We start from the raw sequence: 17,354 nt of genomic DNA on the forward strand, positions 1-17,354 counted from the left end.
CGCCAGCGGCCACCGGGTTGCGGTTGGTCCAGTGCCTGGACAAGAAAGTGGAGATGCGCCCTGACCTGGGATCTTGCCGACTTTGTCCACGGCGAGCGCCGGTCATCGCGGAAGCCCACCAGAGCGTCACTGGATCCGCCGAGCTTGCCGTCCGGGTCGCCATAGATGTCCACGGGCACCCGCCAGATCAGCTTGCCGTTGTCCGCCCAGGCCGCGAGACCTTCACGTACCGGACTTCTCATCCCGCTCTCCGCGTTCCGTGGTCCTGCACTCCTGATGTCAGCAGATTCGACCACCGGCGGAACGGGACGCGTCCCGTCATCCGAATCAGGGCGTCGTCGGGAGTGAGCCAGGCGGTGTGGGTGAGGTGCGGGACCCGTCCCGTCACAGGGCTGACACAGTGTCTCCGGATTTTGATCACAACCGTCCGGCCCCGACCAGCCGTCTCGGTGGCCCGGGGCTGTCAATCGAAGCGAGGCCCTATGAGACGCATGTTTCATGCGCTGTTAGTGGGTGCGGTCGCCGTCGGAGTCTCGGGTGTGTTCCACCCGGTCGCGTCGGCCGCCGCCACCTCTCCGCTGGAGGTCAAGAGCGTCACGGCGAGTGCCGATGACGGCAACGTTCCCGCCAACACCCTGGACAACAATCTGAGCACTCGTTGGTCGTCGGAGGGCGACGGGGCGTGGATCCGCTACGACTTGGGCTCGGCGCGGACCGTCGGGTCGGTGTCGGTGGCCTGGCACCAGGGGGACAGCAGAAAGAACACCTTCGACGTCCAGCTGTCGGCCGACGGATCGTCGTGGAAGACCGTCCTGGAACGAAAGACCAGCAGTGGCGGCACACGTGAGCAGCAGAAGTACGACTTCGCCGATGCCCCGGCCCGCTATCTGCGGATCGTCGGTCATGGCAACACGGTCAACGACTGGACCAGCATCACCGAGACCGACATCAACGGGGCCGACAGCGGCGGAGACGACGGCGGTGGCGGCTCCTGCGCGTACCCGGCCGATGTGCTGGACCTGACGGACTGGTACATCGGGCTGCCGGTGGGCGAGGAGGAGTCCCCCAACAACGTCTACCAGCCAGAACTCGCCACGTACGCGAACGACCCGTGGTTCACCACGGCCGACGACTGCGCGGCCGTCCGGTTCCGGGCCCCGGTCAACGGGGTCACCACCAGCGGCTCCAAGTATCCCCGCTCGGAGCTGCGGGAGATGACGGACTCGGGGGAGACCAAGGCGAGTTGGTCGTCCACGTCCGGCACTCACACGATGGTGATCGACCAGGCCATCACGGACCTCCCCGAGGAGACCCCGAACGTCGTCGCCGGGCAGATCCACGACGCCTCCGACGACGTCAGCGTCTTCCGCCTGGAAGGCAGCAAGCTCTACATCACCGACGGCGACGAGAAGCACCACAAGCTGGTGACGGACGACTACGTGCTGGGCACGAGGTTCCAGGCGAAGTTCGTGGTCAGCGACGGCAAGATCAAGGCCTACTACAACGGCGAGTTGCAGACCACGCTGTCGAAGGAATTCTCCGGCGCCTACTTCAAGGCGGGCGCGTACACGCAGGCCAACTGCGACAACTCGGAGCCGTGTAGCGACGGCAACTACGGCCAGGTGAAGATCTACGGGCTGAACGTCACGCACGGCGATGATGGGGGAGACGAGGGCGGCAACGGCGGGGGTGACGGGGACTCGACCGAGGCCGCCAAGCGGTACGGCTGGGGCACACCGCTGCCGGTGTCCGACGAGTTCGGCTATACCGGCCCGGTCGACCCCGCGAAGTGGGACGTCCCGTCGGGCAACGTCGGCGGCACGGCCCAATGCTGGGAAGGCCACGACGAAAACGGCCGCCGGTGCGCCAAGAACAGCACCGTCGCCGACGGCATGCTCACCATGCGCGGTGAGGCGAACGGCGACACGGGATGGATCAGGCAGAGCCGTGACACCCAGTACGGCCGGTGGGAAATCCGGTCCCGCTCACGGAACATCGGCTCGGAGGGCGGGCTCTACCATCCGCTGCACCTGATCTGGCCCACCGAGGACAACCGGCTGGAAAACGGGGAGTACGACTGGGTCGAGTACTCGGACCCCGACGCGCAGTGCCTCACGGCGTTCCTGCACTACCCGAAGAGCCCGTCGGACAAGAAGGAACGCCGCGACCTCTGCCCCCTGGACATGACGCAGTGGCACAACTTCGCGTTCGAGTGGACGCCCAAGGCGCTGGTCGGCTACGTCGACGGTGTCGAATGGTTCCGGCTGGCGGACGGCGCGAACGCCGACCGGGGGAACATCCAGGCGATGCCCCTGGGGAACCTCGTCATTCAGCTGGACAACTTCACCGGCGACAGCGGCCTGCGTCCGGCCGTGTTCGAGGTCGACTGGGTCCGGACGTACGACGTCGAGCCCGCGGAAGAGGATCCCACCGATCCCGGCGGGGGTTCTCCGGTCCAGGTCAAGAGCGTCACGGCGAGTGCCGATGACGGCAACGTTCCCGCCAACACCCTGGACAACAATCTGAGCACCCGTTGGTCGTCGGAGGGCGACGGGGCGTGGATCCGCTACGACTTGGGCTCGGCGCGGACAGTCGGGTCGGTGTCGGTCGCCTGGCACCAGGGGGACAGCAGAATGAACACCTTCGACGTCCAGCTGTCGGCCGACGGATCGTCGTGGAAGACCGTCCTGGAACGAAAGACCAGCAGCGGCGGCACACGTGAGCAGCAGAAGTACGACTTCGCCGATACCCCGGCCCGCTATGTGCGGATCGTCGGTCATGGCAACACGGTCAACGACTGGACCAGCATCACCGAGACCGACATCTACGGAGCCGACGGCGGCGACGATGGAGGCGGGGGCGACGACGGAGGTCAGGACCCCGTCCGCACCGTCCGGGTCGCGAACTCGGACCAGTTGAAGAGCGCGTTCGGGGACGCGCGGCCCGGCGACCGCATCGTGCTCGCGGACGGCACGTACTCGATCGGCAAGATGACCGGCAAGAACGGAACGGCCGCCGAGCCCATCACCGTCGTCGCGGAGAACCGCGGCAAGGCGGTGATCGGCGACGGGCAGCTGGAGGTGGCGGGCTCCTCCTACGTCACCTTCGAAGGGCTGAAGTTCACGAACAGCAACACACTGAAGATCACCAGCTCGAACAACGTGCGGCTGACCCGCAACCACTTCCGGCTGACCGAGGAGTCCTCGCTGAAGTGGGTGATCATCCAGGGTGAGAACAGCCACCACAACCGGATCGATCACAACCTGTTCGAGGAGAAGCACCAACAAGGGAACTTCATCACCATCGACGGATCCGATTCCCAGCAGTCACAGCACGACCGCATCGACCACAACCACTTCCGCGACATCGGCCCCCGCGCGGACAACGAGATGGAGGCCATCCGGGTCGGCTGGAGCGGAATCTCCCAGTCGAGCGGATTCACCGTCGTCGAGTCGAACCTCTTCGAGAGGTGCGACGGCGACCCGGAGATCGTCTCCGTGAAGAGCAACGACAACATCGTCCGCTACAACACCTTCCGCGCCTCGCAGGGCGTCCTGTCCCAACGGCACGGGAACCGCGGCGAGTTCTACGGCAACTTCTTCCTCGGCCAGGGCAAGGCGGGAACTGGCGGGATCCGCATCTACGGCCAGGACCACAAGGTCTACAACAACTACTTCGAGGGTCTGACCGGCACCGGCTACGACGCCGCGCTACAGATCGACGGCGGGGACGTGGACACCTCGGGCGCGCTGAGCGCCCACTGGCGTGTCTACCGGGCGACCGTCGTGAACAACACCTTCGTGAACAATGTGTCGAACATCGAGATCGGCGCCAACTACAACCTCGCCCCGGTCGACTCGGTCATCGCTGACAACGTCGTCACGGGCAGCCGGGGCAAGCTGCTCAACGAGGTCAAGAAGCCCGTGGGCATGACCTACGCCGGGAACATCGCGTGGCCGACCGGATCGGCGACCGTCGGCGTGTCCCTGCCCTCCGACTCCGTCAGGGCGGTCGACCCGCTGCTCGCCTCCGACGGATCGCTGTACCGGATCGGTGCGGGCAGCCCGGCGATCGACACCGGCACCGGCGACCACACCTTCGTGACCGATGACATGGACGGCCAGGCTCGAGTCGGCGGCGTCGACGTCGGCGCCGACGAGCGGTCGTCGTCCACGGTCACGCGGGCCCCGCTCAGCGCGACGGACGTCGGCCCCAGCGCCGCGTAAGACGTGCGAAACGGCCGGTGGCGGGTCGGTCCCGCCACCGGTCGTCCAGTTCAGCAGCGGCCTCGCCGATGCCACGACGGCCTGGGCACTCGCCGACCCGGAGCACCGGACACCGATCAACGCGCTCGGCCGACTCGTCGACGCCGACCGGCCCCGGCACCTGCCCGTCGAGGCACTCGACTTCGCGACCGGATATCAGATCGCAGCGGCCGCCATCCGGAGACTGACCCGCCGAGTGACGACCGGCGAAGGCTCGATCTCCCGTCTCTCGCTCGCCCGGACCGCTGCGATGCTGATCGACGAGGGCCACGTGCCCGGGGAACCGGGGATCCGCCTGCCCCTCGACGGGCCGTACGGGGACCGCATCTTCGTCAGCGGCGACGGCCGCCCCGTGAAGCGGCTCGCGTTTCCCGTGACGATCGAGGGGGCCCCGCTCTTTTGGGAGCGGCCGTACGAACCAGCGGGGTCGTCCACGCCCCAATGGGCCACCACGGGCTGATACGGCTCTCCCTCGCCGACCGCCGCGGCAAACCACGCGGCGGCCGGGGCCACTGCCGACCCCGGCCGCCAGTGACGGCGCGCGCGAGATCCGTGTCGTGCCCACCGGGCCAGGTGCCAAGAGCTCAGGATGTGCGCTAGGCGTCCGAGTGACCCTTGACGTTGTCTCGTTGCCGACTGCGGTCACGCCTGGGAGCGCACTGGTTCTGTGGCGGGTGTGTGGTGGCCGGGGTCGGTGCGGGAGTCGAGGGTCAGGCTGAGAGCCGCAGCGGCGAGGTAGAGGCCGACGAAGGTCCAGATGAGGGTGATCATATGGGCGGTTCCGCCGAGCAGGCCGACGAGCGCCGGGCCTACGAAGGCGGAGAGTCCGGCGGCGAGGCTGTAGACGGCGAGTGCGTTGGCGCTGTCGGCGGGGCGGACGAGGCCGGGCATCAGAGCGGTGAGGGGCACGAAACCGGCGAGGCCGATGCCGTATACGCCCCAGCACAGCAGGGTGACCCAGAAGTTGGGGCCGGTGAGCTGCGGCACGTAGTAGAGCAGCAACATACCCGCCGCACACAGTACGCAGCCGAACCAGGTCACGGTGCGCCGCCAGCCCAGCCGGTCGCCGACGATGCCGAAACCGAGGTTGGCGAAGATGTTGGCGGTGTAGACGCAGGTGACGAGGAGGAGGTAGGTGCTCTGCGAGAAGCCGATGGTGCGCGTGAAGTACAAGGGAGCGACCACGAAAAGCGCGAAGTTCGGGGCGGTGTTCACCAGACGCACGAAGGCGCCGACGGCGACGCGCGGCTCGCGCAGGATCGTGATGCCGCGGAGGAGTTCACGCAACGGGGAGGTCGGCTCGTCGCGTGGGGCCGGTCCGGCATGGCTGAGGTCGCGTACGCCGAGCAACGCGGTCAGCGCGCCGAGGGCGACGAGGACGGTGGACACCCAGAACGTGCCGAACTCGCCGACGATCGGGATGGTAGCGCTGGCGACCAAGGAGCCGAGAGTGGGCAGGCCGGCGCCGAAGACGAACCAGAACCAGCCCACGGACGTGCCCCGCTGTTCTTCCGGGGCGGCCTGAGTGACCCAGACCAGGAAGGCGTAGGCGAAGAAGGGGTATCCGATGCCGCGCAGACCGTAGAAGACGGTCACCAGAGCGGCGGAGTGGCCGGGGATCGCCCAGGCGAGCAGGGCGAATTCGAGGATGATCCATGAGACGGCGCCGTAGAGCATGACTCGCCGGGGTCCCAGGACCGCCGAGAGCGTGCCGGAGAGCCATGAGCCGATGGCGACGAACACGCCGTAGACGCTGATGGTGGTGGCGACGTGGCCGGCGGTGAAGCCCTCGTCTTCGAGGAACGGGGAGAGGTAGTTGCTTTCGACCCCGTCGCCGATCATGAAGAGCAGGACGCCGAGGTAGCCGAGCAGCAGGGGAGCGGGCAACCCGATCCGGTCCAGGCTCGGGATCTTGGGGGAGGGCATGGTGTTTCCTTCGCCGTCGAAGGGCATGGTCGGCCGAGGCTCGTGAAGGCCGTGGGCGGGGTGGGTACCCGGGCGGCGCGGAGCGGGTCGAGCCGCCGGGGACGTGGGAGGTAATACGCCGACGAATTGTCCGTACAGCTCGTACCGTCCGGACATTAAGCAGTCCTGCGGTGAAACGTCAACAGTCGTGCGACGTTACAGGGGCTCGAGGAGTGCTTTTGCTTCGAAGAGTCTTGTACGTACAGTCCGTAGTGTATGGACAGTACGGCATGGGCGGCCTACCTTGCTAGGTGTTCGCCGGTGCGCGGAGACCATCGGCGGCCAGTCCGGCTGAGTCTTTTCGCTCAGCACGAACCAGCGAGAGGACGCGACGATGCGCGCGGTTGTCCTGGATGGACGGGGATCACCGGAGATCCACGAGCTGCCTGATCCTGAGCCGGGACCCGGCGATCTGGTGATCGCCCCCGCCGCGGTCGGCATCTGCGGCACGGATCTGCATCTGGCCTGCGGGGACTATCCCACCGGCCGGTTTCCCGTGGTGCCCGGCCACGAGTTCTCGGGCACGGTGGTGTCGGTCGGCCGTGGCGTGGAGGACTTCTCGCCCGGCGACCGGGTCTGTGTGGATCCGAATGTGGCGTGCGGTGCCTGTGAGGAGTGCCGCGCCGGGGCGACGAACCTGTGTCCCGAGCTGGTGCCGATCGGTGTGACGACCGACGGGGCCTGTGCCGAGCTGGTGCGCGTACCGGCGAAAGTCGCCTACCGGCTGCCCGACGGTCTCGACTTCGCGACCGGCGCCCTGGTGGAGCCGCTGGCCTGCGTTCTGCATGCCGCCTCACGCATCCGTCCGGTCAAGGACCAGCGGGTTCTGGTCTACGGAGCCGGATCGATCGGGCTGCTCGCGGTCGCCTGTGCCCGTGCGCGGGGAGCCCGTAGCGTCGATGTGATCGAACCCAGCGCGGTGCGTCGGGGAGCGGCTGTGGAGTTCGGGGCCGACGCCGTGTACGCTCCCGGGCTCCGGCCCTCAGGGCATGACGTCGATCTCGCCGTCGAGGCGAGCGGACATCCCTCCGCGGTGGCCGACGCCCTGGACCGGCTGGCCAAGCGCGGCACTCTGCTCCAGATGGGCGTGGTCAGCCCGGAGTCCTCGGTCGACCTGTTCCCCTACGACCTGTTCGACCGCGAGCTGTCCCTTGTCGGCTCGCAGTCCTTGGCCACCGCCTTTCCGGACGCGGTGCGCGAGGTGCTCGACCTGCCGCGCCTGGCGGAGCGCATGGTCACCCACACCTTCGCGCTGGAGGAGTACCCGGCCGCGCTGGAAGCGGCCCGTTCCGACTCCGCCCGCAAGGTCCACATCCTTCCGCAGCAGTGATGCCGCGTCCGCGTCGACATGATGGGAAAGACAAATGTCCGCATCCGTTCCACCGGCCTCCGGTGAACACGGCCTGATCGATCGCCTCGGCCTGCCCCGCCCCTTGCTGTGGGGGTTCGCCGGTCTGCTGCTGTTCATGATCGGTGACGGTGTCGAGTCCGGCTACATATCCCCCTACCTGCGCGACAACGGTGCGGACACGGCCACGCGGGCCGCTGTCATCATCACCGTCTACGGCGCGGTGGTCACCGCCGGATCCTGGCTGTCCGGCGCCCTGTCGGACGTGTGGGGGCCACGCCGGGTCATGTGGCTGGGCCTGGCCGTCTGGGGCGGTCTGGAGGTCGTCTTCCTCGCCGTGGCGCTGCCCACCGAGAGCTACCCGCTGTTGTTGCTCTCTTATGGGCTGCGCGGTTTCGGCTACCCCTTCTTCGCCTACGGCTTCCTGGTATGGGTGCTGGCCGGTAGCCCTCCACGCCGGCTCGGCTCGGCGGTGGGCTGGTTCTACTTCGCCTTCACCGGCGGCCTGCCGACCCTGGGCTCACTGCTGGCCAGCGGCAGCGAACCGCTGATCGGCGAGTACGCGACGCTGTGGCTCTCCCTGGCGCTCGTGGTGGCGGGTGGGCTCATCGCCCTCGTCGGCATACGCAAGGCCCAGGGCGGGGAGCGCCTGGCGGCGCCGGGAGTGTCGGCAGGCCGTTCCATCGTCAACAGCGTCGCGATCATCTTCGCGCAGCCGCGTATCGCGGTCGGCTGCCTGGTGCGGATCGTGAACACCGCCCCGCAGTTCGGGTTCCTGGTCTTCCTGCCCGACGTCTTCTCGGACGACCTGCACTTCGGCACATCCGGCTGGCTACAGCTGGTGTTCGTGCTCGGTGCGGCGAACATCTTCGCCAACCTGTTCTTCGGGATGCTCAGCGACCGGCTGGGCTGGCACCGCACCCTGCGCTGGTTCGGCTGTGTCGCCTCGGCGATCAGTTCCCTGTGCCTGTACTTCCTGCCCGCGCACGTCAGCGGGGAGTACTGGGTGGCCGTGGTGTGTGCGGCCCTGTACGGAGTCACCCTGGCCGGGTTCACCCCGATCTCCGTGCTGATGTCACTGATGGCGCCCGGGCAGAAGGGCAACGCCATCGCGGTGCTCAATCTGGGCGCCGGCGCGGCCACCTTCGTCGGCCCCCTCATCGTGGCCGTGTTCCTGGACGCGTTGGGTCCGGGTGCTGTGACCGTGATCTTCGCTGCCCTGTATCTGCTGGCCGGGGTGGCGGTCCGCCGGCTGACGATCCCCGAGGAGTCCCAGCAGGCCGTCGAGGAGGACAAGCCCCTCATGGACGTCACGGGCCCCGCCGTGACATGACCCGTCAGGCCCCGACCAGGGAAACGAGGGCGGCCGCCGTGCTCCCACGGCGGCCGCCCTCAAACGTCGGACCGGGTCGATCCCACTGTCAGTGGTCAGGAGCCGGTGGCGTCGACGTTGACCTCCAGCGGCACGACATCGCTGCGTACCCAGGTGTTGTATACGTCGTAGTGCTGCCCGCTCGGGGTCCACGAAGTGGAGCGGATATGGAGCACGGGAGTGGTCGGCCGGATGTCGAGGGCCGCGGCGATCTCAGGTGTGGGGGCGACCGCCCGCACGGAGCGGTGCGCGCCTCCCAGCGTGTACCCGGCCTCCGCCAGCGCCTGGCTGAGGGATGCCCGGCCCTCCAGAACATCGTCGCTGGCGGCGATGACCGGCACCAGCTCGGAGGGGCTGTAGTTGATGCTGTACAGGGCCGGCACCTCGTTGAGGGTGCGCAGCCGCACCAACTCGTAGCCCGCCGTCTTCTCCGGCACCTTCAGCAACTGGCACGCGAATGCCGGGAGAACGGTCGGCCCGTGCCTCAGGACCTGCGTGGTCACCGAACGGTTCTGATGGCTGAGCGCATTTTCCAGGAAGCCCTGCGGCTGCTGGATGGTCCATCCCTCGTCAGCGGCCGGGGTCCGGTTGGCGAAGACTCCGCGGTTGGCGATCCGGGTCACCAGCCCCTGCGATTCGAGGACCTGCAACGCCTGCCGGACCGTGGCCCTGGACAGGCCGAACTCCTTGCACAGCTCGTTCTCGCTGGGCAGGCGGTGGCCTTGCGGGATCTGTCCGCTGGAGAGCCGCTGGTCCAGCGTGTCGACGAGTTGCTGATAGTAAGGCGTCGACGACTGACGGTCGATGGCCCCCGATAGCGTCACCATGCGCTCCTTCCACTGGCCGCGGCGGCCTTCGGCCGCCGGATGTCCATCGTAATCCGTCGTACGTACTGTCCGTACGGAATCGTGGTGCGGCTGGACCGCTGGGCGAAGCGGGGTGCGGCCCCGCGGGCCGCACCCCTGCCGCGCGGGTGTCAGGTGTTGATCCACCCGGTGTCCACATCGGTGGCCGTGCCCGACTGAGCGGCCACGGCCGCCTGGAGCACGATGGCCGCGGCCGCCGCCCCGGGATCGAGCACTCCGCGCGCCACTTCTCCGACGTAACTGGCGCGACCGCGGCGGGCTACCAGCGCGGCGGTGCTGCGCGCACCCTCCACACCCGCCTCCGCCGCACGGCTCAGGGCCTGGGCGGCGTCGGTGGCGTGCGGTGCCAGGTCATGAAGCGTTCGCGCGGCGGGCACGAGCGCGTCGATCATGGTCTTGTGGCCGACTTCGGCCTTTCCGTAGCGCTGCACGGTTGCCACCGCGGCGTCGAGACCCCGCGCCAGCTCGGCGAGGGTGGGCTCACCGTCGCCCGCGCACCGCGCGAGATCGCGGAAGAACATGCCGAACAGCGGGCCGCTGGTCCCGCCGGTCCCCAGGAATCCCCTCGAAACGGCGGTCAGCCAACCCCGGTAGGCGGCCGGGGGATCGATGGCGACCGCCCGCTGGGCGCGGCCCAGCGCTGAGGCGATGTTGTTGCCGAAGTCGCCGTCACCGGCCAGTTGGTCCAGCTTGCCGAGTTCCTGGGCCCGGCCGCCCAGGAAGACTTCGAAGAGCCCCTCGGTCCATCGGCGGCCGAAGCCCTCGGCCAGGGTGAGGTCCATGGTGGTGCCGGTCATCGCAGATCCTTGTCTCGTACCAGGTCGGGGCGGTGTCGTCAGGTCGGGGCGGGTGCTTTCGGTCACCAGGTGAGGGCGGGAGTCCGCACGGAGGCGTCCCACAGGGGCAGAAGGCCGGCGTCGACTGGCAGCAGCGTCACCGATACGCCGTGCATGTCCAGCGAGGTCACATACGAGCCCGCCAGGGACCGGGCGATGGTGACCCCCTGCCCGGCCAGGCGCCGGTGCACCGTGCGGGCGCACACCGACAGTTCCAGCGGGCATGCCCCACCCAGGCCGTTGACGATGGCGATCACCGAGGAGCCGCGGCCCAGCTCCAGTGCCGCGGCCAGCGGGTCGACCAGCTCGGCGATGAGCTGATCGGCATCGGCGAAGGCGATGCGGCCGGTGCCGCGCTCACCGTGAATTCCCACGCCGAGCTCGACCTCGCCCTCGGGCAGGACGAAGGCGGGCTCGTCGGCTCCCGGATGCGTACCGGCCCGCACCGCGAGGCTGAGGGTGCGGGCCCGGCTCGCGAGGCGGCGGCCCAGTGCGGCCACCTCGCCGAGCTCGGCACCCGCCTCGGCGGCCGCACCGCAGATCTTCTCCACCGCCAGCACCGCGGCGGTACCGCGCCGGCCGGGTCCGTCCCCGTCGCCGTCGGTGGCGAGATCGTCGTCGACCAGGATCACTTCGGTCTTGACCGCGTCGTCCCCCGCGAGTTCACCGGCGATCTGGAAGTTCAGGACATCGCCGGTGTAGTTCTTCACGATCTGCACGACGCCGCGTCCCGAGTCGGCCGCGACAGTGCCGTTCAGGACCTGAAGGGCGGTGGGGCTGGCGAACAGCGCCCCGGGGACAGCGGCGTCGAGCATCCCGTGTCCCACGAACCCGGCATGCAGCGGCTCGTGTCCGGAGCCGCCGCCCGAGACCAGCCCCACCTTGTCCCGGGCGGGCTCGGCGCGGGTGACGATGCCCAGTTCACGGTCGTGGGCGACCAGCTGGGGGTGGGTGAGAGCCAGCCCTTCCAAGGCTTCCTCGGCTGCGCTCTCGGGGCGATTGACGATGTGCCGGTGCATGGCGCCGTGCTCCTTCGGCTCGGGTCTTGACCGGCCCCACGCTAACCCCTACTGTTCGGACAGTACAGACTGTACGTACAATTTCCTGGCGTGCGGAACCACTACCCGTTCCGCCCGCGATCACGCGCCCCACAACCGAGAGGGATCAGACAGTCATGTCCATGGAATACCGGATGCGCCGTACACTCCCCAGCGACCGGGTGGCCATCATCATGCCCGTCGACCACGGCCTGATCTTCAACCGGATCGAGGGCCTGGAAACCCCCTCGGCCCCCTTCGCCACCTGGGGCGACAAGGACGTCACCGGCTTCATGATGACGCCCGGCCAGGTCAAGCAGACCGAAGCCTTCTTCGCCCGCAACCCGCACCTGACGCGCGTGCTGACCATCGACACCTACTACGACTACACCCGGCTCGACGGCGGCGGCTCCCACAGCCTCATCACCACCGTCGAAGAAGCCGTCCGCATGGGCGTCGACGCCGTCAAGATGCTCTTCCCCTGGAACATCTCCCGCGCCGAACAGGCCGCTCTGGCCAAGCGGGCCGGGGAAGTCGTCACCGCCTGCGACGACTGGGACATCCCGCTCGTACTCGAACCCGTCCTCATCGGCGCCCCCCGCACCGAAGAGACCATCATCGAAGAGGAGAAGGTCGCCCGCATCGCCTACGACCTCGGCGCCCACATCATCAAGATCGCCTTCCCCGGCGAGGAGCGCACCCAGCGCCTCGTGGAGGAACTGAAGGTCCCCCTGGTCATCGCCGGTGGCCCGCTGGCAGGCGGCCCCGCCGAAACGGTCGACGCGGTCGCCCAGACCATCCGCGCCGGGGCCCGCGGCGTCATCGTCGGCCGCAACATCTGGCAGCGCGAGCCCGACGTCGCAGGAAAGGTCCTTACCGAGATCGCCGATCTCACCCGCAGCGTCAGCTTCGACGACTGACCTCTCAGGAGGGGAACGAGCCGCGTCGATCGAAGGAGATGACAAACGCGTGGGAACCTTGTCGCAGCGGGCGGATGCCGTCCTCGGCATCGACATCGGCAGCACGAACGTGAAAGTGGTGGCGCTCGACCCTGTCGGCCATGTTGTCGCCCGGGTGCGCCGTGCCACCCCGCGGCCCGTCGATGATCCCTCGATCGACGCAGCACGGCTCTTCGACACCATTGAGGAGATGGCGCTCGAAGCGTGTGGCGAGCGCTATGCCGTGGCAGCCGCCTGCGCCGCCGGTGTCGGGGAGGACGGCGTCCTCGTCGACGCCGGCCTCGCCCCACTGACCCGGGCCCTGGCCTGGTTCGACCCCCGCCGCACCGACCTCTTCGAGGTGCTGCGGCCACGGCTCGACGACGCCGACGACGTCGGTACGGCCACCGACGCGGCCCGCACCCTCGTCGGCTGGGCCTGGGCACGGACCCAGCCCCACGCCGAGCGCGCCACCGCGTGGGTCGCCCTGACGGACTACGTCGCCTCCCAGTGGGCCGCCACCACGTTCCTCAGCGACACCCTCGCCGCACGGACCGCCGCATGGCGACCGCTCTCCCGCACCTGGCACTCCCCCCGCGTCCAGGCCACCCTCGGGTCCACGAGCCTGCTGCCCACGGTTCTGCCCACGGGATCGACCGTCGGCGAACTGCGCTCCGAACGCCTGCGCCAGGCCGGTGTCCTGGCGCCCGGTGCCCTCGTGGTGGCAGGAGGGCACGATCACCCCGTCGGCGGCTGGGGCGTTCATCAGCTGCACCCCGGCGCGATCCTCGACTCCATGGGCACGGCCGAAGTGGTCGTCACGCAAACCCCCGCACCGCCCGACGCGGTCCCTGAGTCCGTCGACGTATCGCCCGGGATCCACAACGCTTCCGGCGCCACCGTGCTGCGCGTGGAGGAACTCGCCCGCAACGTTCAGTGGGCTTCCCAAGACCCCGCTGTCGCCCACGCCCTCGGCCAACTCATCTCCGGCGACGCCGCCCCCGACGACCATCTCCTCTCGCGGACCTTCCAGCCCGGTGCGGCCGGCGGCCGACCTCCGTCCTACGCGCCGGGGGCGGCTGCCGACCCCCACTCGCGCGCCTGCGCCGTGCTCGGCGCACTGGCCGAACTCGGCGGCCGGGCCGTCGAGTCGGTCGCTGCCCTCACCGGACCGGGCGCCTCGGTCTACAGCGCAGGAGGTTGGGCCCGTTCCCGGGGCTGGACCGACATCAAGCAGGCCGTCACCGGCAGGACCGTCCAGGCCATCGCCGAACCCGAGGTGACAGCCGTGGGCGCGGCCCTGCTCGCCGCTCGTGCCCTGGACTGGAAGCCCGACGCCGCGACGGGACTGAATCCCCTGCCCTGCTAGATATCAGGGCGGTCAGCTTCGCCGGGCCGCTCGCAGGCTGCACCGTAAACGCTATGCGGGCGATCACCCTCTTCACCTGATGGGTGGTGGGGTCTGCTGGTGACTGGCGTGTTGGGGTGCGGGGCCGGAGGATGCGCGGACCTGTACATGCGCGGGCAGGGTCAGCTTCTGCGGTGGGCCGGGCCGGGTGGTGGCGGTCAGCAGGTCGATGGCCTGACGGCCGGTGGCGTCGAGGGGCGCGGCCAGTGTGGTGAGCGGCGGGACGCAGAAGTCGGCGCCGAAGATGTCGTCGAACCCGGTCACGCTGATGTCGTACGGCACGATCACGCCACGGGCGGTGAGCCGCCGCAGTGTGCCTATGGCGAGCAGGTCGTTGTGTGCGATCAGCGCGGTGGCTTCGGTGCTGAGGGCGGCGTCCGCGGCCGCGGCGCCGCCTTCGACGGCTGCGGGGAACGGGCCGAGCCGGGTGGTGATGATACCGAGGTCGCGCGCCGTGGCGTCGATCGCCGACCATCGACTCGTGGCTGACCACGAGTCGCGAGGGCCGCTGAGGAACGCGAGGTGCCGATGGCCGAGGGAGTACAGGTGCGCGACGATCTGGCGTGGCCCGTCGGTGTGGTCGGTGACGACGCTGCTCAGCCCTTCAGCCTCCCGGTTGACCAGTACGATCGGCTTGATCTGCGCATAGTCGGCGAGCTGCGCCGTTGGCAGTCGGCTTGCCGCGACGACCAGCCCGTCGACGGAGGTCAGCGTCCGTTCGATGACCTGTCCTTCGACTTGCCGGGACAGGCGGGCGTCACCGAGGAGCAGCGTGTAGCCCGCCGTCATGGCCTGGTGCTGGGCGCCGCGGATGAGTGAAGCTTCCCCTTGATCTGCATCAGGTCCGGTGCGGCTTGGTGGGCGAGCCGGTCGATCTGCTGGTCCAGGGTGGATGTCTCCTGGGCGAGTTGCTGGTAGCGGACCGCCAGGCTCTTCAGCGCGAGTTTGGCGGCGGCCTCCAGGGAGGTGACGGTGCCGGGGCGGAACCTGGCCGCGGTTGCCACCAGGTGCGCCAGGGACATGCCCCGCAGCCGGTCGCGGAGTTCCTGCGGGGCGGTGACGACGACGGCGTGGAACTGGTTGGCGGCCTGGGTGCGGGCCTTCATCGCAGACCGGCGGGCCAGTCGCAGAGTTAGGCGCCCGTGCCCTCGACCCCGAAACGGTGAGGTGTGCCCAGCGCGCGTACCCATTCAAGGAGGCGGCGGTGCCCGGGCCCGCGGTGGGGATGCTGAGCATGTCCAGCTTGCGGCCGAACTGGTCCAGCGCGACGGCGACATGCACGTCCACGTGCGTGTCGATGCCCACCGTGACCAAGACCTTCTCGTCGACCTCCGCTACTCCGGCCTTGCCCGTCCTCGCTCCTTGCACCGTGCTGGCAGGAAGGCGGTGCCGGCCGGAGCAGCGCGGGCAAGACTGCGATGGGATGCCTCATGCCCCTATCAGGCCACAGCGCACCCGACCGGAACCGCGAAGCGGTGTCCTCCGGCTGGCCGACGCGTCGCTAACAAGGCACGAAGCCGATCTGTCTTTGGGTCCGACCAGCCGGAGAACACCGCTACCACGATGATGCTCCCAGTCTGTTTTGCCCTGGCCTCGGTAGGCGGCCGATGCCTGGTGGACAGCGAGCCCGGTGAGGTAGACCATCGGCTGGTCGTGGCCGAGCAGCAGGCCGATGAGCAAGGCGGCTCCGCTACGTCGCTGATCAGCTCAATCAGTGCGGACTCGTCGTTCAGGACCCGCCTCGACAAGAGGCGTTCACCTTGCGCGTCGATCACCACGCAGTCGGATGACCGGCTCGCACCCACGCTAAAACGGAACGGTAGGACAAGCTAAAAAGACAACCTCAGAGGGATGCCGGGACCCCTCCCGAACGGCGTGAATATCATCTCGGCCATGTCCGCTCCCGTGTATCCGCCGCGCTGTGTTCTAGCACGTCGCAACCCCGGGCTGGTTGTACGCGACCTCGCGGCGGCCACGGCAGACCTGGACCAGCTCGTCAGCACCCTGGGGGACCCCCGGACGTATGTCAGTGGCAGCCGGACTGACGCGGCCCGCGACCAGGCGAAGACAGTCACGCGCCAGTTGCGCCGCATCAGCCGCCGCCTGTACGTGGGACCGTGCGCACGTGTCCGAGGGCACAGTCGGCTTGGCAGATTCGTCAGCGTCCATGACCGCGATGCTCTCGATGATGGTGGTCTCGGGGCGCTCACCCGAGATGTCGCTTACATCTCCCGGGCGTTGCGGAAGGTGGGTCCCTGGTCCGGCGCCTCCATGTTGGTGCGCGACAGCTCCGGGCAGAACACCGCAACCCGCATGGGCGAAATTGGCCAGTCACTTCAAGCCGTACTCCGCACGACTGTCCTCGACTTGACCGCTGCCGACCTCACCGGCATTGAACCCGGCGAGGTATACGGAATCAGCGCCATCTGGGCATCCGGCACTGTATGGCCCTCCGGCATGGCTCAACGGGTACGCGCGTTGTCTCGCGAGGTTGGCCCCGGTGTCTTCCGGATATGACTCTGGCTGCCGAACCCCCTGACGAGGAGTACAGGGATTGCTGCACGCTCCAGCTAGCCGGTCGCCTGAGCCCGCTGCTGCGCACACTCAGCGGCATCCACATCGGAGACGCCGGCGCCCGCGGCCTGGGCCGCACCCTCACGCGGCGGCTGGCCGCCGCGGGCGAGTACGTGGTGGACGTGCCCTTCACGCTGGCGGCCCGGGCCCGGCTCCTGGCCACCGGCGGCGACCGAAAGACCGACGCGAACGACGCGCGCCACGTCGCCCAGGTCGCCCTGTTCCGCCATGATCTGCGGGTCGTGGAGCCCGAGGACCAGACGACGATCCTGCGGCCGCTGACCGAAACGGCACGACGACCTGGTCCACGAACCCACCCGCGTCCTCGAAGCCCGAGACCTGCTGGCCGACCTGCGGCGCCTGGACCGGCAGGTCAAGGACAACGAGGCCGAGATGCGCGACGCCCTCGCACACCGGCGGCCACCGCGCGCTGAACTCCGTGTTGCACATCATCGCCGTCTGCCAGATCCGCGACGGCGGGCGTGGACAGGAGTACCACCTGCGCAAGATCGCGGAAGGCAGGACACCGCCGGAAGCCCGTCGGGCCCTGAAGCGGCGGCTGTCCAACGTGGTCCACCGGACCACGAAACGAGATCAACAAACCCACCTCGCTCAGGCCACTTGACACACAGAGGCGCTATGAAGGCACAGACGCCCAACCGGCGACGCGCACGGTGGCTCCGCCTATGGGGCGCCCGTTGAGCTGTCTTGCCGTCGAGCGACATGGTTGGTCCTCCGTGCTGGG

At 68.8% G+C, this 17,354-nt stretch carries 14 protein-coding genes and 1 pseudogene; 7 read left to right on the plus strand and 8 right to left on the minus strand.

The genetic code is table 11. The features are described 5' to 3' along the window. Positions 1-482 precede the first annotated feature (482 nt). Both ACJX2R_RS49985 and ACJX2R_RS49990 read left to right on the plus strand, forming a co-directional pair. Entirely contained in the window at positions 483-4,226 is a 3,744-nt protein-coding gene (locus tag ACJX2R_RS49985) for a chondroitinase-B domain-containing protein (protein ID WP_413105589.1), read from the plus strand. A gap of 235 nt (positions 4,227-4,461) precedes the next feature. Continuing rightward, on the plus strand, positions 4,462-4,725 hold the full coding sequence (locus ACJX2R_RS49990) for a hypothetical protein (protein WP_413105590.1): 264 nt from the start codon (positions 4,462-4,464) through the stop codon (positions 4,723-4,725). A 182-nt stretch (positions 4,726-4,907) separates the two neighbouring features. Here the strand turns inward: ACJX2R_RS49990 and ACJX2R_RS49995 are convergent, their stop codons facing one another. Further along, positions 4,908-6,191 carry an MFS transporter gene (locus tag ACJX2R_RS49995; protein WP_413105591.1) on the minus strand — a complete coding sequence of 428 codons (1,284 nt, stop codon included), beginning with the start codon at positions 6,189-6,191 and terminating at the stop codon, positions 4,908-4,910. 373 nt (positions 6,192-6,564) lie between these two features. Here ACJX2R_RS49995 and ACJX2R_RS50000 point away from each other — a divergent pair, with 373 nt between their 5' ends. Both ACJX2R_RS50000 and ACJX2R_RS50005 read left to right on the plus strand, forming a co-directional pair. After that, positions 6,565-7,560 carry an alcohol dehydrogenase catalytic domain-containing protein gene (locus ACJX2R_RS50000; RefSeq protein WP_413105592.1) on the plus strand — a complete coding sequence of 332 codons (996 nt, stop codon included), beginning with the start codon at positions 6,565-6,567 and terminating at the stop codon, positions 7,558-7,560. Positions 7,561-7,594: 34 nt separating this feature from the next. Continuing rightward, entirely contained in the window at positions 7,595-8,911 is a 1,317-nt protein-coding gene (locus ACJX2R_RS50005) for an MFS transporter (protein WP_413105593.1), read from the plus strand. Positions 8,912-9,006: 95 nt separating this feature from the next. Here ACJX2R_RS50005 and ACJX2R_RS50010 read toward each other — a convergent pair whose 3' ends face one another. The 3 genes from ACJX2R_RS50010 to ACJX2R_RS50020 all read right to left on the minus strand — a co-directional run bounded on the left by ACJX2R_RS50010 (position 9,007) and on the right by ACJX2R_RS50020 (position 11,671). Beyond that, positions 9,007-9,777, minus strand: a complete 771-nt coding sequence (locus ACJX2R_RS50010; RefSeq protein WP_413105594.1) for a GntR family transcriptional regulator — start codon at positions 9,775-9,777, stop codon at positions 9,007-9,009. A gap of 149 nt (positions 9,778-9,926) precedes the next feature. After that, a complete protein-coding gene (locus tag ACJX2R_RS50015; RefSeq protein ID WP_413105595.1) occupies positions 9,927-10,613 on the minus strand; it encodes a DAK2 domain-containing protein in 687 nt (228 codons plus the stop codon). 62 nt (positions 10,614-10,675) lie between these two features. Then, positions 10,676-11,671, minus strand: a complete 996-nt coding sequence (locus tag ACJX2R_RS50020; RefSeq protein ID WP_413105596.1) for a dihydroxyacetone kinase subunit DhaK — start codon at positions 11,669-11,671, stop codon at positions 10,676-10,678. A 173-nt stretch (positions 11,672-11,844) separates the two neighbouring features. On the opposite strand from ACJX2R_RS50020, the gene ACJX2R_RS50025 reads away from it, so the two are divergent. Beyond that, positions 11,845-12,609, plus strand: a complete 765-nt coding sequence (locus tag ACJX2R_RS50025) for a class I fructose-bisphosphate aldolase (RefSeq protein ID WP_413105597.1) — start codon at positions 11,845-11,847, stop codon at positions 12,607-12,609. A gap of 49 nt (positions 12,610-12,658) precedes the next feature. Further along, positions 12,659-13,996, plus strand: coding sequence for an FGGY family carbohydrate kinase (locus tag ACJX2R_RS50030; protein WP_413105598.1), 1,338 nt, complete (start codon positions 12,659-12,661; stop codon positions 13,994-13,996). 72 nt (positions 13,997-14,068) lie between these two features. Here ACJX2R_RS50030 and ACJX2R_RS50035 read toward each other — a convergent pair whose 3' ends face one another. The 4 genes and pseudogenes from ACJX2R_RS50035 to ACJX2R_RS50050 all read right to left on the minus strand — a co-directional run bounded on the left by ACJX2R_RS50035 (position 14,069) and on the right by ACJX2R_RS50050 (position 16,926). Beyond that, the gene (locus ACJX2R_RS50035; RefSeq protein ID WP_413105599.1) at positions 14,069-14,824 is read right to left on the minus strand and encodes a LacI family DNA-binding transcriptional regulator; all 756 of its coding nucleotides are present in this window, start codon (positions 14,822-14,824) and stop codon (positions 14,069-14,071) included. Continuing rightward, on the minus strand, positions 14,821-15,141 hold the full coding sequence (locus ACJX2R_RS50040) for a hypothetical protein (RefSeq protein WP_413105600.1): 321 nt from the start codon (positions 15,139-15,141) through the stop codon (positions 14,821-14,823). The genes ACJX2R_RS50035 and ACJX2R_RS50040 overlap by 4 nt, the downstream gene beginning before the upstream one ends. 469 nt (positions 15,142-15,610) lie before the next feature. Then, positions 15,611-15,840 (minus strand): annotated as a pseudogene (locus ACJX2R_RS50045) (hypothetical protein); the annotation flags it as partial. Positions 15,841-16,605: 765 nt separating this feature from the next. Next, a complete protein-coding gene (locus tag ACJX2R_RS50050) occupies positions 16,606-16,926 on the minus strand; it encodes a hypothetical protein (protein ID WP_413105601.1) in 321 nt (106 codons plus the stop codon). 122 nt (positions 16,927-17,048) lie between these two features. On the opposite strand from ACJX2R_RS50050, the gene ACJX2R_RS50055 reads away from it, so the two are divergent. After that, positions 17,049-17,234 (plus strand): hypothetical protein, encoded by a 186-nt coding sequence (locus tag ACJX2R_RS50055; protein WP_413105602.1) that lies wholly within the window; start codon positions 17,049-17,051, stop codon positions 17,232-17,234. Positions 17,235-17,354 lie beyond the last annotated feature (120 nt).

Origin of the sequence: Streptomyces sp. Inha503 (assembly GCF_047215865.1) — a bacterium.
GTDB lineage: Bacteria > Actinomycetota > Actinomycetes > Streptomycetales > Streptomycetaceae > Streptomyces > Streptomyces lycopersici.

Bases quoted from the DNA above. Each gene is read 5' to 3' on its own strand.
- ACJX2R_RS50040 (WP_413105600.1), bottom strand. From the start codon at position 15,141: ATGAAGGCCCGCACCCAGGCCGCCAACCAGTTCCACGCCGTCGTCGTC.
- ACJX2R_RS50010 (WP_413105594.1), bottom strand. From the start codon at position 9,777: ATGGTGACGCTATCGGGGGCCATCGACCGTCAGTCGTCGACGCCTTAC.
- ACJX2R_RS50005 (WP_413105593.1), top strand. From the start codon at position 7,595: ATGTCCGCATCCGTTCCACCGGCCTCCGGTGAACACGGCCTGATCGAT.
- ACJX2R_RS49995 (WP_413105591.1), bottom strand. From the start codon at position 6,191: ATGCCCTCCCCCAAGATCCCGAGCCTGGACCGGATCGGGTTGCCCGCT.
- ACJX2R_RS50025 (WP_413105597.1), top strand. From the start codon at position 11,845: ATGCGCCGTACACTCCCCAGCGACCGGGTGGCCATCATCATGCCCGTC.
- ACJX2R_RS50015 (WP_413105595.1), bottom strand. From the start codon at position 10,613: ATGACCGGCACCACCATGGACCTCACCCTGGCCGAGGGCTTCGGCCGC.
- ACJX2R_RS50020 (WP_413105596.1), bottom strand. From the start codon at position 11,671: ATGCACCGGCACATCGTCAATCGCCCCGAGAGCGCAGCCGAGGAAGCC.
- ACJX2R_RS50000 (WP_413105592.1), top strand. From the start codon at position 6,565: ATGCGCGCGGTTGTCCTGGATGGACGGGGATCACCGGAGATCCACGAG.
- ACJX2R_RS50035 (WP_413105599.1), bottom strand. From the start codon at position 14,824: ATGACGGCGGGCTACACGCTGCTCCTCGGTGACGCCCGCCTGTCCCGG.
- ACJX2R_RS49985 (WP_413105589.1), top strand. From the start codon at position 483: ATGAGACGCATGTTTCATGCGCTGTTAGTGGGTGCGGTCGCCGTCGGA.